The sequence below is a fragment of the Pseudogulbenkiania ferrooxidans 2002 genome, from assembly GCF_000174355.1.
Classification (GTDB): Bacteria; Pseudomonadota; Gammaproteobacteria; order Burkholderiales; family Chromobacteriaceae; genus Pseudogulbenkiania; species Pseudogulbenkiania ferrooxidans.
In genome coordinates this window covers 51,476-67,541 of the sequence record NZ_ACIS01000010.1, presented here as the reverse complement: position 1 = coordinate 67,541, position 16,066 = coordinate 51,476, and the positions used below count along the sequence as shown (strand labels likewise).

Genomic DNA, 16,066 nt, shown 5'->3' with positions numbered 1-16,066 from the left:
AGGAAAATCGAGATGTCGTGGAAACTGTCGTTCATGGCGGCGACGCTGGTCGCCGTGACCGGCTGCGCCGAGGTCTCCACCACCCAGTCCGGGGCGGTGGGCGTCCAGCGCAAGCAGACCATGCTGCTGTCGTCGCAGGAGGTGGAGCAGGCCTCCGCCAAGTCGTACGCGCAGGAAGTGAGCAAGGTGCGCGGCACCGGCAAGCTCAACAACAACGCCGCGCTGACCGCGCGCGTGCGCACCGTCGCCAACCGCCTGATCGCGCAGACCCCGGTGTTCCGCCCCGACGCGCGCAACTGGCGCTGGGAGGTCAACGTTGCCGATTCCCCCGAACTCAACGCCTACGCCATGGCGGGCGGCAAGGTTATGGTCTATTCCGGCCTGATCACCAAGCTGGCGCTGACCGACGACGAACTGGCGGCGGTGATCGGCCACGAGATGGCGCACGCGCTGCGCGAGCACTCGCGCGAACAGATGAGCCAGGCCTACGCCCAGCAGATGGGGCTGTCGGTGGTCGGCGCGCTGGCCGGTCTGGGACAGGGCGCGATGGACTTGGCCTCGCTGGCCGGCGATCTGGCGCTGACCAAGCCCAAGAGCCGCACCATGGAGAGCGAGGCCGACGTCATCGGCCTGGAGCTGATGGCGCGCGCCGGCTACAACCCCAACGCCGCGCTCAGCGTGTGGCGCAAGATGATGGCCACGGGCAACGGCAACGGCCCGGAATTCCTCTCCACCCACCCGTCGGACAGCAGCCGCCTGCAGGAGCTGTCGGCGCGCATCCCGCGCGTGATGCCGCTGTACGAAGCCGCGCGTCGGCGCTGAGCCGATGTTTCACGTGAAACCGGACCTCGCCGACCTGGAGCACTGCGCCCTGGCCCTGCCCGGCGCCACGCTCGACGTCAAATGGGGCGACGTGCGGGTGGCCAGCGTGGACGGCAGGATGTTCGCCACCTTTCACCGCGAGGTGGTGGCGTACAAGGTGGCGCCGGACGATTTTCTCGCCCTGAGCGGCCTGCCCGGCGTGCGCCCCGCCCCCTACCTGGCGCGGGCGCGCTGGATCGCGGTGAGCGACTGTTCCGCCCTGACCATGACCGACCTCAAGGCAGGGCTGGCCACGTCGTGGAAACTGGTGGTGCAAAAGCTGCCGCGCGCGCGCCGCGCCTTTTATTCCCGTTCCAGTTCAGAAGCAGAACGCGAAGGCGAGTGAGCAGCGACGAGACAGTACATTGAGTACGGCGAGTGCTCGCTGAGCGAATCACTGCGTGCCAATCCATCGCTGAGCAAATCTAAAGATTTGCACGCAGTGATTGGCCCAGCGATAGATTCGCACGCAGTCCGCGCCGCGATGCCGACAAAGTGATACGAATGAAATGGAATGGGAATAACGGACTGTAAATGACCTACCTCTACCTCAAGGCGTTCCACATCTTCTTCGTGGTGGCGTGGTTCGCCGGCTTGTTCTACCTGCCGCGCATCTTCGTCAACCTGGCGATGGCCGAGCACCCGGCCGAGTACGACCGGCTGCTGCTGATGATGCACAAGCTGTACCGCTTCATGACCCCGCTCGGCGTGCTGGCGCTGGCGCTGGGCCTGTGGCTGATGTTCGGCTACGGCGTCAGCGGCGGCTGGCTGCACGCTAAGCTGGCGCTGGTGGCCGGGCTGGTGCTCTACCACGGCGTCTGCGGCCGCTTCTGCCAGGCCTTCGCGGCGCGCCGCAACACGCGCAGCCACACCTGGTTCCGGGTGTTCAACGAACTTCCGGTGCTGGTGTTGCTGGCAGTGGTGATATTGGTGGTGGTCAAGCCTTTTTAAAAAGACGATGTTCAAGCTAAGTGTTGTATTTGGGTAAGTCGGCAGTAGATAAATCCCGTCAGGCTCGTGCCGTCAAGAAACCGGTTGCCAAGGGTTTAAGCCGCCGGTTGTTCGAGCGATTCGACGCTAGCGAATTGCGAGTTCCGGCGGCGCCTTGGCAACCGGTTTCTTGGCGGGGTTTCGCGAGACTCGGGAACGCTGGGGATGCAAGGGGCTTGGCGCCAGGCCCCTGCCCGTCCGCCGCGCGGAAGCGGCATTCAAAACAGCATTCGCATAGCGGACACAAAAAACCGAAGGAAACAACATGGCAATGGAAATCGAGCGGCGCTTTCGCGTCGCCAACGACGGCTGGCGCGGACTGGCCGAGGGCGTGCGCTACCGCCAGGGCTACCTGTCGGTAGAGAAGGAACGCACGGTGCGCGTGCGCGTGGTGGGCGAACAGGCCTGGCTCACACTGAAGGGCCACGTCACCGACGTGTCGCGCCACGAGTTCGAATACGCCATCCCGCTCGCCGACGCCCAGACCATCCTCGACAGCATGTGCCCGATGGTGGTCGACAAGCTGCGCTACCGCATCGAACACGGCGGCTTCGTCTGGGAAGTCGACGAATTCTTCGGCGAAAACGCCGGCCTGGTGATGGCCGAGATCGAGCTGCCGGCGGAAGACACGCCGTTCGCCAAGCCGGCGTGGCTGGGCGAGGAAGTCACCCACGACGGGCGCTACACCAACGCGCACCTGTCGAAGAACCCGTACACCCGTTGGCCGAAGGCGTGAGCGTCTATTTCCTCGCGCGGCTTGGGTTCGCCCGCCCGCTGCACTAGACTCTGGTGCTTCGGCCAATCTCTGCATAGTCAGTTTTCATCAGGAAACCATCATGTCCCGCAATCTCGAACTGTTTGAACGTGGCAAGCAAGTGATCCCCGGCGGCGTCAACTCGCCGGTGCGTGCCTTTGGCCAGGTCGGCGGCACGCCGCGTTTCGTCAAGCGCGCCGAAGGCGCCTATTTCTGGGACGCCGACGACAAGCAGTACCTCGACTACGTCGGCTCCTGGGGCCCGGCCATCCTCGGCCACGCCCATCCGGAAGTGGTCAAGGCGGTGCAGGACGCCGCCGTCGGCGGCCTGTCGTTCGGCGCGCCGACCGAGGGCGAGATCGAGATTGCCGAGGAAATCTGCAAGCTGCTGCCGTCCGTCGAGCAACTGCGCCTGGTCAGCTCCGGCACCGAGGCCACCATGTCGGCGATCCGCCTGGCGCGCGGCTTCACCGGGCGCGACCTGATCGTCAAGTTCGAGGGCTGCTACCACGGCCACTCCGACAGCCTGTTGGTGAAGGCCGGCTCTGGCCTGCTGACCTTCGGCAACCCGTCTTCGGGCGGCGTGCCGGCCGACTGCACCAAGCACACCCTGGTGCTGCAGTACAACGACGTACAGCAGCTGGCCGACACCTTCAAGGAAGTCGGCGACCAGATCGCCTGCGTCATCCTGGAGCCGATCGCCGGCAACATGAACCTGATCAAGCCGTCCGCCGAGTTCGTGCAGGCCTTGCGCGCGCTCACCGAACAGCACGGCGCGCTGCTGATCTACGACGAGGTGATGACCGGCTTCCGCGTGGCGCTGAACTGCGCCCAGGGCCTGCACGGCATCACCCCGGACCTCACCACGCTGGGCAAGGTGGTGGGCGGCGGCATGCCGCTGGCGGCGTTCGGCGGCCGCGCCGACGTCATGGCCAAGATCGCGCCGCTGGGTAACGTCTACCAGGCCGGCACGCTGTCCGGCAACCCGCTGGCGGTGGCGGCCGGGCTGACCACGCTCAAGCTGATCCAACAGCCGGGCTTCCACGACACCCTCGGCGCCCGCAGCGCCAAGCTGGCGGCGGGTCTGGCCGACGCCGCGCGCGACGCCGGCGTGGCGATGAGCACCGACAGCGTCGGCGGCATGTTTGGCTTCTACTTCAGCGACACCGTGCCGACCAGCTACGCCGAGGCCACGCGTTGCGACATCGCCCGCTTCAAGGCCTTCTTCCACGCCATGCTGGACGAAGGCATCTATCTGGCGCCGTCCGCCTACGAGGCCGGTTTCGTGTCGATCGCCCATAGCGACGCGCTGATCGACGACACCATCGCCGCCGCGCGCCGCGCCTTGGCGCGGCTGTAGTTCCACTTCGCCTTAGAACCGGTAACGTTGTCAGCGGCGTTGCGCGGGCTGCGTGCGAATCTCTCGCTGGCCAATTCTGCGTGCAAATCCTTGATTTGCTGAGCGATAGATTGGCACGCGGAGATTCGCTCGGCGAGCGCTTGCCGTCCTCTGTGCAGGGGCTGCGGCCCCGCTTACTGGCTTTCGCCTTAGCCTCGCAGACGCTCGCCTTGCCAGGCTGCGTTTTCTCGGTCCTAATGCTTTTGGGAATACCTTCCTTTTAGAACAGCTTGGCCGTCGCCCCCGTACCGGGTCTTCGGCCAACCCTGTCGTTTCGCCGTTCTGCCCCACCGACCATGACCGACTCGTTTTCCCACCACATCGAGCCCGCGCTCACCCCTGCCCACCAGGCGCTGCTGGCCGTGCTGGCGCTGCTGCCCGGCGGCGAGACCAAGGCCAACCTGCTGACGCTGCTGCACCGCGCCGAAGTACACGACGCCCACGGCAAGGAGCTCGACAGCGTGCGCCTCGGCACCCTGCTGGCCGAGCTGGAGAACCGGCAGTGGATCGTGCGCACCCCCGGCCTGCCCTACCGCCTGGTGCCGGCGGCGCGCAACGCCGCCTTGCTGCCCTTGCTGCAGGACCGGCGCGAACTGGCGCGCTGGAGCAAGCTGCTGCCGGAGCACCTCGGCAGCCGCCAGGCGAACTGGGGCGCCGCGGACCCGGCGCAGTGCCAGCTGCAGCTGTGGCTCGCCGTGCTCGCGGGCCAGGCCAGGCCGGCGCAGCGCTGGCTCGCGCAGTTGCACGAGCTGCAGCAACGCAGCGGGCAGACGCCGCCGGCGCCGGCCAAGCGGCTGTTCGCCGACGCTGCCGGGCGCGCCTTGTTCGACGGCCTGGCCGACGACGTGCAGGTGACGCTGCTGCTCGACTACCTGCCGGAGGCCTGCTGGCGCTTCGACGGCTTCCGTCACGGCTACGACTACGCGCTGTCGCGCTGGGACAGCGGCTACAGCGATTGGGACGAATTGGCCGAATGGCTGCTGCGCCAGGCGCTGTGGCGCGGCGATGGCGAGCGCGTGGCGTTGTTCGGCCGCCTCGGCAACAGCCTCGGCGGCGCGCTTAGCGCGCTGCTGCTGCAGGGCAGCTACGGCGCGGCGCTGGCCCATCTCGACGCCTGGCGCGACGAGCGCAAGGCCGAGACCCGGCAACGCAAGCTCGACCTGCCGGCCGAACTGCACGCGCTCTACTGCCTGGCCCTGCTCGGTGCCGCCGATCCGGCGCGCCAGGCCGAGTTGAAGCAGGCGATCCAGCACGGCATCAAGCACAACCTCGGCCAGAGCTACGGCCTGCTGCAGCACCTGGTGGCGCTGCAGGAAGGCGTGGCGGTGCCGGCCTACCTCGGCCTGCCCGAGCAGATCCACCTGGCCGGGCTGGACGGCCTGATGCTGGCGCTGGCGCTCTACTGGCTCGACGCCCGCCAGGCCACCTCAACGGCGTGGCAAGCCACGCTGCACGCCTTCCGCGAGCGCATGCAGCAGGAAGGCTACCAGCGCGTGGTCGAAGAACTGGAGGCGCTGCTGGAACGGCAATTCGGCGAGCCCCGCAGCACGCCGGACTGGCACAGCCGGCACGGTGCGCGTCCGCTGCTCGAGCTCTACCAGCGCCGCGAGGCCTGGCAGCATGCGCTCACCGCGCTCTCCTCGCTGGCCCCCGGCAAGGCCGCCGAGGCGCGCCAGGCGGCGCCGAATCCGACCCGGCTCGCCTGGTTCGTCAGCGCCGGCCGCCACGGCGTGCTGCTCGAACCGCGCGAGCAGAAGCTCGGCGCCAAGGGGCAGTGGAGCAAGGGCCGCGCGGTGGCGCTCAAGCGCCTGCTGGACGAGGCCGACAGCGCCGACTACCTGCTGGAGCAGGACCGCAACGTCATGCGCCACATCCAGCGCAGTTACGACGGCTACTACGGCGGCTCCAGCTACGAGCTCGACGGCGAAAAGGCGTTGCCGGCGCTGGTCGGCCACCCGGCGCTGTTCTGGGCCGACGCCCCCGACGTGCGCATCGACGTCGCCGCCGGCCAGGTGGCGCTGCAGCTCAAGGAAAGCGGCGCCCACATCCAGCTCAAGCTGACGCCGGCGCGGGTCGGCGCCGACAGTGAGGTGGTGTGGGAAAAGGACACGCCGACACGGCTGGTGGTCTACCCGGTGAGCAAGGAAATCCGCCAGATCGCCGCCATCGTCGGCAAGGAACTGACCGTGCCGCTGGCGGCCAAGGCGCAGCTGATGGAGGCCATCACCAGCATCGCGCCCTTGGTGCCGATCCACTCCGACCTGCCCGAGCTGGCGGCGCACATCGACACCGTGCCGGCCGACGCCCGGCTCTACGCCCACCTCCTGCCGCTCGAGCAGGGCCTGCGGCTGCAGCTGCTGATGCGCCCGCTGCCCGGCGGCGCCTGGTGCAAGCCCGGCCAGGGGCTGGAAAACCTGGTGGGCGAGGTGGACGGCAAGGCGTTGCAGACGCGGCGTCAGCTGAAAGCGGAAAAGCAGGCGCTGCAGGCGGTGCTGGACGCCTGCCCGGCGCTCGCCCAGGCCGACGGCGACGGCCAGGAATGGCAGCTCGCCGAGCCGCAGGCGGCGCTGGAAGTGCTGTCCGAACTGCAGGCGGTCGACCCGGCCACGCTGGAATGCGTCTGGCCCGAGGGCGAGCGCATGCGCATCAAGGCGCGGCGCGGCCTGGCGCAGATGAAGTTCGGTCTGCAAAAGCAGGGCGACTGGTTCGTGCTGTCCGGCGATCTCGAACTCGACGACGGCCGCGTGCTGCAGCTGCGCCAGCTGCTGGAACTGTTGCAGGCCAATCCCGGGCGCTTCCTCAAGCTGGGCGAGCAGGACTGGCTGGCTCTCACCGACGCCATGCGCCGCCGCCTCGACGAGCTGGCGCTGGTGGCCGACCACGTCGGCAAGGACGGCGCCATCCGCCTCTCCGCGCTGACCGCGCCGCTGCTGGCCGAGCTGGAACGGGAAGCCGGCCAGTTCGAGGCCGACGCCGCCTGGCGCGAGCAGCTCGCCGCGCTGGCCAGCCTCGGCGACTACCAGCCCACGCCGCCTTCCACGCTGCAGGCCGAGCTGCGCGACTACCAGCTGGAAGGCTACGCCTGGCTGGCGCGGCTGGCGCGCTGGGGCGTGGGCGCCTGTCTCGCCGACGACATGGGGCTCGGCAAGACGGTGCAGACCCTGGCGCTGCTGCTGGAACGCGCCCCGGCCGGGCCGCAACTGGTGGTGGCGCCGACCTCGGTGGCGCTCAACTGGTTGGCCGAAGCCGCGCGCTTCGCGCCGACCCTGAAGGTGCGTTCCTACCAGCAGCAGCGCGCGCTCGACACGCTGGCGCCGTTCGACCTGGTGGTGGTGAGCTACGGCCTGCTGCAGCAGGACGCCGACGCCTTCGCCGCGGTGCCGTGGACCAGCGTGGTGCTGGATGAGGCGCAGGCGATCAAGAACGCCGGCACCAAGCGCGCCCAGGCGGTGCTTGGCCTGCAGGCCGGTTTCAAGCTCGCCGCCAGCGGCACGCCGGTGGAAAACCACCTGGGCGAGCTGTGGAGCCTGTTCCGTTTCCTCAACCCCGGCCTGCTGGGCAGCCAGGAACGCTTCAACCAGCGCTTCGCCGTCCCGGTCGAACGCGGCGACAAGAACGCGCGCAAGGCGCTCAAGGCGCTGATCCAGCCCTTCATCCTGCGCCGCACCAAGAGCCAGGTGCTGGACGAGCTGCCGCCGCGCACCGAGATCACCTTCAAGGTGGCGCTGTCCGGCGACGAGCTGCATCTCTACGAAGCGCTGCGCCAGCAGGCGGTGGACAAGCTCGACGCGCTGGGCGAGCAAGACAACAAGCCGCTCAAGGTGCTGGCCGAAATCACCCGGCTGCGCCGCTTCTGCTGCCACCCGCGCCTGGCGCTGCCGGACAGCGAGCTCGCCGGCAGCAAGCTCAAGGCGTTCGCCGAGATCGCCGACGAGTTGCTCGAGAACCGTCACAAGGCGCTGGTGTTCAGCCAGTTCGTCGATCACCTCGCCATCGTGCGCGCCTGGCTCGACGAGCGCGGCATCGCCTACCAGTACCTCGATGGCTCCACCCCGGCGCGGGAGCGCAAGGCGCGCGTCGACGCCTTCCAGGCCGGCCAGGGCGACCTGTTCCTGATCAGCCTCAAGGCCGGCGGCACCGGCCTCAACCTCACCGCCGCCGACTACGTCATCCACCTCGACCCGTGGTGGAACCCGGCGGTGGAAGACCAGGCCTCGGACCGCGCCCACCGCATGGGCCAGCAGCGCCCGGTCACCGTCTACCGGCTGGTGGCCGAGCACACCATCGAGGAACAGATCGTGGCGCTGCACGCCGCCAAGCGCGACCTGGCCGACAGCCTGCTGGAAGGCGGCGAACTGAGCGCCAAGCTCGACGCCGACGCGCTGCTGCAACTGCTCAAGGGGGGCTGAGCGGGTTTCGCCGGAGGGGGACAGGCGGCCCCTCCGCGGGAGGCGCCTGGCATCGGCCAGGCTGCTAGTCCTCCTTGCCGCGCGGTTTTTGCTGCCAAACCGCGCCGACTTTTCCTATTCTTTCAGCATCAGTAGCATGCCCCGACACGGCGATGGCTAGCCTCGCAGCCCGACACCGCGACTAGGCGGCGTCGGCACGTTCACCCCCCTGTTCTCGCGCTGGGAAACCGTCATGCTCCGTTTCGACCTGCGCCGCCTGATCCTGCTGTTGGCCCTGACCGCGGTGTTGCTCGCCGTGATCAACGGCTTTTACTCCGGTTATCAGGTGCAGCGCGACATCCTGATCCGCAACACGCTCGAAGCGCACCGGGTCTACGCCGCCAAGGTGGCCTACAACACCGAGGTCTTTCTGCGCGCCACCCAGCAGAACCTGCGCGTCAACGCCGAGCGGCTGGTCGAGCACATGGACGACGCCGCCGCGCTGCAACGCGAGCTCGACCTGCTGCAGCGCTCCTCCGACAGCTTCAACACCCTGGTGGTGTTCGACGAACGCGGCGTGGTGCGCGCCGCCACGTTCCTGCCCCAGCTCGTCGGCCGGCGCCCGGAGAGTCCCGGCGCGCACGAGGCCCTGGCCAGGCAGAGTCCGCTGATCTCCGAACCCTACCGTGCCGTCACCGGGCAACTGGTGGTGATGATCTCGCAACCGCTGTTCGACCGTGCCAGCCGCTACCGCGGCTACGTCGGCGGCTCGATCCGGCTGCGCGAGAAGAACATCCTGCACGGCCTGCTGGGCGAGCACTACTACCGCGACGGCTCCTACCTCTACGTGGTGGACGGCAAGGGACGGCTGATCTTCCACCATGACCCCGCCCGCATCATGCAGGACGCCTCGGGCAACCCGGTGGTGGCGGCCGTGATGCGCGGCCAGAGCGGTGCCCGGCCGGTGACCAACACCCAGGGCGTGGCGATGCTCGCCGGCTACGCCTACGTGCCGAGCGCGCACTGGGGCGTGGTGTCGCAGCGCCCCAGGGCGCAGGCGCTGGCCGAGCTCGACCAGCTCATGCTGACCATGGCCAAGTACGCCGCGCCGCTGCTGCTGATCATCATCGTGGTGGTGTGGTGGCTGTCGCTGCAGATCGCGCGGCCGCTGCGGCAACTGGCGCGCGAGGCCGCCGCCATGGACAGCCACGGCGCCACGCCGCGCATCGAGGCGGTGCGCTCGTGGTACTTCGAGGCGCAGCAGCTGAAACAGGCGCTGCTGGTGGGGATGCGCGCCATGCAGCAGCAGCTCAACCGCTTCCGCCAGGAATCGAATACCGATGCCCTCACCGGCCTTGGCAACCGGCGCGAACTGGACAGCGTGCTGGACGACTGGAAATACAGCCGCCAGCCGTTCGCGGTGCTGATGATCGACATCGACTTCTTCAAGTCGGTCAACGACAGCTACGGCCACGATACCGGCGACCAGGCGCTCACCGCGCTGGCGCAGCTGATGCGCGACAGCGCGCGCGAGGGCGACGTGGTGTGCCGCATGGGCGGCGAGGAATTCGTCATGTTGCTGCCGGGGGCGGACGCCATCGGCGCGGAACGCGTGGCCGAACGCCTGTGTTCCCGCGTCGAAGCGTACCGCGTGCCCGGCCTGCCGGCCTTGACGGTGTCGATCGGCGTGGCCGCCGGCATCGCCGACGAAACCCCGGAGGCGCTGCTGCGGGAAGCCGACGACGCGCTCTACCAGGCCAAGCAGCAGGGCCGCAACCGCGTGGTGCTGGCCGCTGTGTGACGCCGCTGCGGGCTTCGGCCAACCTCGAGCGCGGCCGTGCCGGCAAGCGCTGGCGGCTTGGCTATGATCCAGTCAGGGGACGGCCCGACCCTGGGCCGTCCGGGCCGCTCACGGGAGCACGCCGATGCCGATTCACAACCTGCTCAACGACCTCCCCGCCGCCGGCGCCGAGGAAGCGTTCCACACCCTGCTGCGCCAGCCCGGCGTCAAGATCGAACGCATCGTCTCGTTCGGCCAGGCCAGCCCGCCCGGCTACTGGTTCGATCAGCCCGATGGCGAATGGGTGCTGCTGCTTGCCGGCGAGGCCAAGCTGCTGTTTGAGGACGAAGGTGTGCCGCGCGACCTCCGCCCGGGCGATTGGCTCGACATCGCCCCGCACCGCCGCCACCGCGTCGACTGGACCGACCCCGAGCAGCCCACGGTCTGGCTGGCGGTGCATTATTCCCATTTGCCTTAGCCGCGCTGACTTCGTCGTCGGGGTTGCGCCGCCTGCGCCGCTGGCGCTGGGCAAATCCCTGCGTGCCGGTCTTTCGCTTGGCTCGACGATGGATTGACACGCAGAGACCCGCTCAGCGAGCGCTTGCCGTGCTCCCTGAACGGTCGGCGGCCCTGCTCACGGACCTTCGCGTCGTGGTTGCGAAGGCGTCTGGTAATGGCTAGGCGGAGCCTGCCAGCGCGTCCAGCACCGCTGCGTCGAGCGCCTGCGGATGGGCGGTGACGCGCAGCAGATGCTTCATCGCCGCATGCGGCGGACGATGCACCGCCACGCCGTCGGCCAGCAGCGCGCGCTGGATGCGCTCCGCCACGGCGGCGTCCGGGTAGGCGATGGCGACGAAGTTGGTGCGGCTGGGCAGCACGCTCAGGCCGCGTGCGCACAGCGCTTCGGCCAACCTGGCCCGCAGCGCCAGCGTGTCGGCGATCAGCCGGCGCGCGTAGTCCGGCTCGTCCAGCACCGCCTGCGCCGCCGCCTGGGCGACTGCCGACAGCGCATACTGCGGGCGGATCTGGTCGGCCTTGGCGACGATCTCGGCGGCGGCGATGGCGTAGCCCACGCGCAGCCCGGCCAGCGCGTAGGCCTTGGACAGCGTGCGCAGCCGCACCGTGTTCGGCAGCACCCCGGCCGGCGGCGCGTCGTCCTCGTCCACGCAGAAGTCGAGGTAGGCCTCGTCCAGCAGCAGCACGCAGTCCGCCGGCAGCGCCGCGCGTAGCCGCGCGATGGCGTCGGCGCGGTGGTAGTGGCCGCTCGGGTTGTCCGGGTTGGCGAGGTAGACCAGCGCCGCCCGCTGCCGCTGGGCGGCCTCGGCCAGCGCCGCCAGATCGGGCGCCAGCAGGCCGTCGCCGCGGGCGTAGTCGACCTCGACCACCTGCGCGCCGACGCCCTCGGCGAAGTAGCGCAAGGTCGGGTACGTCCCCGCCGTGCTCACCACGGTATCGCCGACGTTGCAGAACAGGCGCAGCGTCAGCAGGATCAGGCTGTCGGCGCCGGTGTCGAACAGCACCTCGTCCGCCGTCACGCCGTTGAGCGCCGCGGCGCGCGTGCGCAGCGCGTGGGCGTAGGGATCGGGGTAGAGCCGTGCAAGCTCGGCCCCGGCGGCGCCGAGCAACTGCAGCAGCGGCGACGCCGGCTGCGGCATGCTCTCGTTGGAGCCGATGCGCGCCCGGATCGGGTGGCCGAGCGCCGCTTCCAGCTTCATGATGCCGGGAAACGGATTGACGATGGGGTGATGCGCGAGATGGCGGGCAAAACGGGTCATGGGGTCACTCCACAAACGCAATGCGGATCATTCTAGGCCATGGCGGCGGCAGGGTCCGCCACCGCAACGGCGGGCCCGATGAAAAATGCCCCGGCAGGCGGGGCATGGCAGTGGGCCGGGGTCACGGCGCCGAGGCATCGTGGTGCCGGTGTTTCGCCGGCGCGTCTTTGGGTAGATAGAGCGGGCCCTTGTAGCCGCAGGCCGTGACGATAAGGCACAAGGCCACGAGGGAGATCATGGTTCGCATGGAGGCGGGTCCGATGTGGCAAAATTACGATACTAGCAAAGCGCGCCGTGCCGATACATAGCGCCCGTTTCTTCCGGCGGTCCTCCCCGCGCAGCCCATCCGGGCTGTCCTGGCCCGTCCGCCTGGCGAAACCGGCATACGGCGGCGCGCCGACCCAACTGGACAAGACGACATGACCGACAGCGAATTCCTCATCCTGACCGACGGCATCTTCGCCCGCATCGAGAACGCCATCGACGACGCCGGCCTCGACGCCGACTTCCTCACCAACGGCAACGTGCTGGAAATCGAGTTCGACAGCGGCGCCAAGATCGTGGTCAACCGCCATAGCAGCAACCACGAACTGTGGATCGCCGCCAAGAGCGGGGGCTACCACTTCGCCTTGAGCGACGGTCAGTGGCTTGCCGCGCGCGACGGCGCCGAATTCTTCACCACCCTGTCGCAGGCCATACGCGAAGCCTCCGGCCAGGACTTCGAGCTCGCCGAATGATGGACACGGCGGCGCTGGCGCTGGCCGGGCTGGCCGCCTCGGCCTTCCTCTCCGCCACGCTGCTGCCCGGCAATTCCGAGCTCGCGCTCACCGCCTTCCTCTACAAGTGGCCCGACTGGTTGTGGCCGGCCCTGCTGTTGGCGACGCTGGCCAACACCGCCGGCAGCGTCAGCAGCCTGTGGCTGGGGCGGCTTGCGCCGAGGAAGGAGCTGTCGCCCAGGATCGCGCGCTGGTTCGAGCGCTTCGGCCCGGCCACCCTGTTGCTGGCCTGGGTACCGCTGATCGGCGACGCGCTGCCGCTGGCGGCGGGCTGGCTGCGCCTGCCGCTGCTGCCGAGCGTGCTGTGGCTGACTGCCGGCAAGGGGCTGCGCTACGCCGCCATCGCGCTGACGCTGCAGGTACTGACACGCTGACCGCTGACGCCGCAAGGTTCGGATTTCCGTTCCGGCGCCGTCAATACTGTTCGGTTTTCCGAACGAAATGCCGCGTTGCCCACCCCGCCCCGGCGCCGGGACGGTCCGCCCGGGTACGGGCAGGGTGGCAAAATCGGCGTGGCGATAGAAAATTTTTCTATGGGTATTTTAATGTCGATTGATTTTCATGTCGTTTTGCCACGCCAGTGAGACAAAAAAGCTACACCGGCCACTCTTTTTTTCGCCATCCGTCATGGATCGGATGAGCGCTTCATGACGAAAGCCCATGACAAAACACATACCCCGTAAACGCTTCGGCCAGAACTTCCTGCAGGACGCCAGCGTGATCGCAAGCATCGTGCACGCGGTCAACCCGCAGCCCGGCGACATCGTGGTCGAGATCGGCCCGGGCCTGGGCGCGCTGACCCGCCCGCTCTTGGCGCGTCTGCCGCACCTGCACGTGGTCGAGATCGACCGCGACATCATCAGCCGGCTGAAAAGCGAGTTCCCGCCCGAGCGCCTCACCATCCACGAAGGCGACGCGCTGGCCTTCGATTTTTCCAGCATCGGCACGCGCTTCAAGCTGATCGGCAACCTGCCCTACAACATCTCCACGCCACTGCTGTTCCACCTGGCGAGTTACGGCGACCGCGTGGTCGACATGCACTTCATGTTGCAGAAGGAAGTCATCGAGCGCATGGTGGCCGAACCGTCCACCGCCGATTACGGCCGGCTCACGGTGATGCTGCAGTATCGCTTTGAAATGGAACAGATTCTGCATGTGCCGCCGGGCGCCTTCTGGCCGCCGCCCAAGGTGGAATCGGCCGTGGTGCGCATGATCCCGGCGCCCGGCCGCTGCGGCGTGGCGACCGACGAAGCCGAGCTCGAGGCCCTGGTCACCCTGGCCTTCTCGCAGCGCCGCAAGACGCTGCGCAACAACCTCAAGGGCGTACTGGACGAGGCGGACTTCGCCGCGCTCGGCATCGACTCGGGGTTGCGCCCGGAGAACCTGACGGTGGAGCAGTACGTGGCCATGGCCAACCTGCTGAGCAGCCGGCGCTGACCCCGGCCCTTGCTGCGTTGCAGCTTGCGCCGGCCGCGGCCTGCCCCGAAAATCGTGGCGCGGCACGCCGGCCTGCTGCCGGCAGGCAAAGGTAACGTATTGAAACATAAATGAAAATCAGTAAACAGAAAGAGCGGTAACGATGATCCGATTCATGAACGTGCACAAGTGGTTCAAGGACCTGCATGTCCTCAACGACGTCAGCCTGAATGTCGCGGCCGGCGAGGTGGTGGTGGTGTGCGGCCCGTCCGGCTCGGGCAAGTCCACGCTGATTCGCACCGTCAACCAGCTCGAATCGATTAACTCCGGCGAGATCTGGGTGGACGGCAAGAACGTGGTCGACCCCAAGACCGATCTCAACGCGCTGCGCGCCGAAGTGGGCTTCGTGTTCCAGCACTTCAACCTCTACCCGCACCTGTCTGTACTTGACAACATCACATTGTCACCTCTAATGGTTAAGAAGATGGAACGGGCGGCTGCCGAGAAGCTGGCATTGCAATTGCTAGAACGCGTGGGACTGGCCCACAAGAAAGACGCCTTCCCGGCACAGCTTTCCGGTGGGCAGCAGCAGCGTGTGGCTATCGCCCGCGGCCTGGCCATGCAACCTCAGGTAATGCTGTTCGACGAGCCCACGTCGGCATTGGATCCGGAAATGATCGGTGAAGTGCTGCGCGTGATGAAAGACCTGGCGGAATCGGGCATGACCATGATGGTGGTGACCCATGAAATGGGCTTCGCTCGCGAAGTGGCCGACCGGGTGGTGTTTGTCGATCATGGCCAGATCATCGAAGAAGCCCAGCCTGAGGAGTTTTTCATGAACCCCCAGCACGATCGGGCCAAGCAGTTCCTGCGCCAGTTGCTGACGCCGATGCAATAAGCCGGCGAAGCAGGCAACGGGGGCGGGGCACGCTGTCAGCACAGCGACCCCCGAATAACGGGGGCGCCGAGATCAATAGAACAGGAGAAACTTGCATGCGCTTTACCACTCGACTCATCTGCACCGCCACCGTTGGCGCCCTGCTCGCTGCTCCGGCCATGTCCGCCGAGCTGACCGGCACCCTGAAAAAGATCAAGGACTCCGGGACCATCGTCATCGGTCACCGTGATGCCTCCATTCCCTTCTCCTACCTCGACAACAACCAGCAGCCGATCGGCTACTCGATGGACATCGCCCACAAGGTGGTCGAAGCCGTCAAGAAAGACCTGAAGATGCCGGGCCTGAAGGTCCAGTACAACCTGGTCACCTCGCAGACGCGCATTCCGCTGGTCCAGAACGGCACCGTCGACATCGAGTGCGGTTCCACCACCAACAACCTGGAGCGCCAGAAGCAGGTCGACTTCTCGGTCGGCATCTTCGAGATCGGCACCCGCCTGCTCACCAAGAAAACGTCCGGCATCAAGGATTTCCCTGACCTCAAGGGCAAGAACGTGGTGACCACCGCCGGCACCACCTCCGAGCGCCTGATCAAGGCCATGAACGCCGAGAAGCAGATGGGCATGAACATCATCTCGGCCAAGGACCACGGCGAATCGTTCTTGATGGCCGAATCCGGCCGTGCCGTCGCCTTCATGATGGACGACGTGCTGCTGTACGGCGAAATGGTGAAAGCCAGGAACCCGGCCGAGTGGGTGGTGACCGGCAAGCCGCAGTCGTTCGAAATCTACGGCTGCATGATGCGCAAGGGCGACCCGGCCTTCAAGAAAGTCGTCGACGACGCCATCAAGGCCACCTACAAGTCCGGCGAGATCAACAAGATCTACGCCAAGTGGTTCACCAGCCCGGTTCCGCCGAAAAACCTCAACCTGAATTTCCAGATGTCGGACGAACTCAAGGGTCTGATCAAGAGCCCGACCGACAAGTCTGCCGAGCAGATGTAATCCTGACGGGCGACTCGAGCCTGTCGTG

15 protein-coding genes are annotated in these 16,066 nt (G+C 67.5%); 13 read left to right on the top strand and 2 right to left on the bottom strand.

What is annotated here, in order from left to right; genetic code table 11:
* Window positions 1-12 precede the first annotated feature (12 nt).
* The 8 genes from FURADRAFT_RS16955 to FURADRAFT_RS16920 all read left to right on the top strand — a co-directional run bounded on the left by FURADRAFT_RS16955 (window position 13) and on the right by FURADRAFT_RS16920 (window position 10,650).
* Window positions 13-822 (top strand): M48 family metallopeptidase, encoded by an 810-nt coding sequence (locus FURADRAFT_RS16955; protein WP_008955393.1) that lies wholly within the window; start codon window positions 13-15, stop codon window positions 820-822.
* Between the two features lie 4 nt (window positions 823-826).
* Window positions 827-1,207 (top strand): MmcQ/YjbR family DNA-binding protein, encoded by a 381-nt coding sequence (locus FURADRAFT_RS16950; protein WP_008955392.1) that lies wholly within the window; start codon window positions 827-829, stop codon window positions 1,205-1,207.
* Between the two features lie 188 nt (window positions 1,208-1,395).
* Window positions 1,396-1,812 carry a CopD family protein gene (locus FURADRAFT_RS16945; protein WP_008955391.1) on the top strand — a complete coding sequence of 139 codons (417 nt, stop codon included), beginning with the start codon at window positions 1,396-1,398 and terminating at the stop codon, window positions 1,810-1,812.
* A gap of 304 nt (window positions 1,813-2,116) precedes the next feature.
* Window positions 2,117-2,587 (top strand): CYTH domain-containing protein, encoded by a 471-nt coding sequence (locus FURADRAFT_RS16940; RefSeq protein ID WP_008955390.1) that lies wholly within the window; start codon window positions 2,117-2,119, stop codon window positions 2,585-2,587.
* Window positions 2,588-2,687: 100 nt separating this feature from the next.
* Entirely contained in the window at window positions 2,688-3,965 is a 1,278-nt protein-coding gene (gene hemL, locus FURADRAFT_RS16935; protein WP_008955389.1) for a glutamate-1-semialdehyde 2,1-aminomutase, read from the top strand.
* 335 nt (window positions 3,966-4,300) lie between these two features.
* Window positions 4,301-8,413 (top strand): DEAD/DEAH box helicase, encoded by a 4,113-nt coding sequence (locus tag FURADRAFT_RS16930; RefSeq protein ID WP_008955388.1) that lies wholly within the window; start codon window positions 4,301-4,303, stop codon window positions 8,411-8,413.
* Window positions 8,414-8,645: 232 nt separating this feature from the next.
* Entirely contained in the window at window positions 8,646-10,193 is a 1,548-nt protein-coding gene (locus FURADRAFT_RS16925; protein WP_008955387.1) for a sensor domain-containing diguanylate cyclase, read from the top strand.
* A gap of 124 nt (window positions 10,194-10,317) precedes the next feature.
* Entirely contained in the window at window positions 10,318-10,650 is a 333-nt protein-coding gene (locus FURADRAFT_RS16920) for a cupin domain-containing protein (protein WP_008955386.1), read from the top strand.
* Between the two features lie 199 nt (window positions 10,651-10,849).
* Here FURADRAFT_RS16920 and FURADRAFT_RS16915 read toward each other — a convergent pair whose 3' ends face one another.
* Entirely contained in the window at window positions 10,850-11,947 is a 1,098-nt protein-coding gene (locus FURADRAFT_RS16915; protein WP_008955385.1) for an aminotransferase class I/II-fold pyridoxal phosphate-dependent enzyme, read from the bottom strand.
* A gap of 121 nt (window positions 11,948-12,068) precedes the next feature.
* A complete protein-coding gene (gene lptM, locus FURADRAFT_RS21395; RefSeq protein WP_367180154.1) occupies window positions 12,069-12,185 on the bottom strand; it encodes an LPS translocon maturation chaperone LptM in 117 nt (38 codons plus the stop codon).
* A gap of 181 nt (window positions 12,186-12,366) precedes the next feature.
* Here lptM and cyaY point away from each other — a divergent pair, with 181 nt between their 5' ends.
* From cyaY to FURADRAFT_RS16890, 5 genes are all read left to right on the top strand, one after another.
* On the top strand, window positions 12,367-12,684 hold the full coding sequence (gene cyaY, locus FURADRAFT_RS16910; RefSeq protein WP_008955383.1) for an iron donor protein CyaY: 318 nt from the start codon (window positions 12,367-12,369) through the stop codon (window positions 12,682-12,684).
* Window positions 12,681-13,097, top strand: a complete 417-nt coding sequence (locus tag FURADRAFT_RS16905) for a YqaA family protein (protein ID WP_008955382.1) — start codon at window positions 12,681-12,683, stop codon at window positions 13,095-13,097. Before cyaY ends, FURADRAFT_RS16905 begins: the two co-directional genes overlap by 4 nt.
* 286 nt (window positions 13,098-13,383) lie before the next feature.
* A complete protein-coding gene (gene rsmA, locus FURADRAFT_RS16900; RefSeq protein WP_008955381.1) occupies window positions 13,384-14,160 on the top strand; it encodes a 16S rRNA (adenine(1518)-N(6)/adenine(1519)-N(6))-dimethyltransferase RsmA in 777 nt (258 codons plus the stop codon).
* 142 nt (window positions 14,161-14,302) lie between these two features.
* On the top strand, window positions 14,303-15,037 hold the full coding sequence (locus FURADRAFT_RS16895) for an amino acid ABC transporter ATP-binding protein (RefSeq protein WP_008955380.1): 735 nt from the start codon (window positions 14,303-14,305) through the stop codon (window positions 15,035-15,037).
* Between the two features lie 95 nt (window positions 15,038-15,132).
* Window positions 15,133-16,038 (top strand): glutamate/aspartate ABC transporter substrate-binding protein, encoded by a 906-nt coding sequence (locus tag FURADRAFT_RS16890; RefSeq protein ID WP_008955379.1) that lies wholly within the window; start codon window positions 15,133-15,135, stop codon window positions 16,036-16,038.
* Window positions 16,039-16,066: the final 28 nt, after the last annotated feature.

What these genes read in the sequence shown, in the direction of transcription:
- FURADRAFT_RS16955 (WP_008955393.1), top strand. Translation starts at nt 13, where the DNA reads ATGTCGTGGAAACTGTCGTTCATGGCGGCGACGCTGGTCGCCGTGACC.
- FURADRAFT_RS16950 (WP_008955392.1), top strand. Translation starts at nt 827, where the DNA reads ATGTTTCACGTGAAACCGGACCTCGCCGACCTGGAGCACTGCGCCCTG.
- FURADRAFT_RS16945 (WP_008955391.1), top strand. Translation starts at nt 1,396, where the DNA reads ATGACCTACCTCTACCTCAAGGCGTTCCACATCTTCTTCGTGGTGGCG.
- FURADRAFT_RS16940 (WP_008955390.1), top strand. Translation starts at nt 2,117, where the DNA reads ATGGCAATGGAAATCGAGCGGCGCTTTCGCGTCGCCAACGACGGCTGG.
- hemL (WP_008955389.1), top strand. Translation starts at nt 2,688, where the DNA reads ATGTCCCGCAATCTCGAACTGTTTGAACGTGGCAAGCAAGTGATCCCC.
- FURADRAFT_RS16930 (WP_008955388.1), top strand. Translation starts at nt 4,301, where the DNA reads ATGACCGACTCGTTTTCCCACCACATCGAGCCCGCGCTCACCCCTGCC.
- FURADRAFT_RS16925 (WP_008955387.1), top strand. Translation starts at nt 8,646, where the DNA reads ATGCTCCGTTTCGACCTGCGCCGCCTGATCCTGCTGTTGGCCCTGACC.
- FURADRAFT_RS16920 (WP_008955386.1), top strand. Translation starts at nt 10,318, where the DNA reads ATGCCGATTCACAACCTGCTCAACGACCTCCCCGCCGCCGGCGCCGAG.
- FURADRAFT_RS16915 (WP_008955385.1), bottom strand. Translation starts at nt 11,947, where the DNA reads ATGACCCGTTTTGCCCGCCATCTCGCGCATCACCCCATCGTCAATCCG.
- lptM (WP_367180154.1), bottom strand. Translation starts at nt 12,185, where the DNA reads ATGATCTCCCTCGTGGCCTTGTGCCTTATCGTCACGGCCTGCGGCTAC.
- cyaY (WP_008955383.1), top strand. Translation starts at nt 12,367, where the DNA reads ATGACCGACAGCGAATTCCTCATCCTGACCGACGGCATCTTCGCCCGC.
- FURADRAFT_RS16905 (WP_008955382.1), top strand. Translation starts at nt 12,681, where the DNA reads ATGATGGACACGGCGGCGCTGGCGCTGGCCGGGCTGGCCGCCTCGGCC.
- rsmA (WP_008955381.1), top strand. Translation starts at nt 13,384, where the DNA reads ATGACAAAACACATACCCCGTAAACGCTTCGGCCAGAACTTCCTGCAG.
- FURADRAFT_RS16895 (WP_008955380.1), top strand. Translation starts at nt 14,303, where the DNA reads ATGATCCGATTCATGAACGTGCACAAGTGGTTCAAGGACCTGCATGTC.
- FURADRAFT_RS16890 (WP_008955379.1), top strand. Translation starts at nt 15,133, where the DNA reads ATGCGCTTTACCACTCGACTCATCTGCACCGCCACCGTTGGCGCCCTG.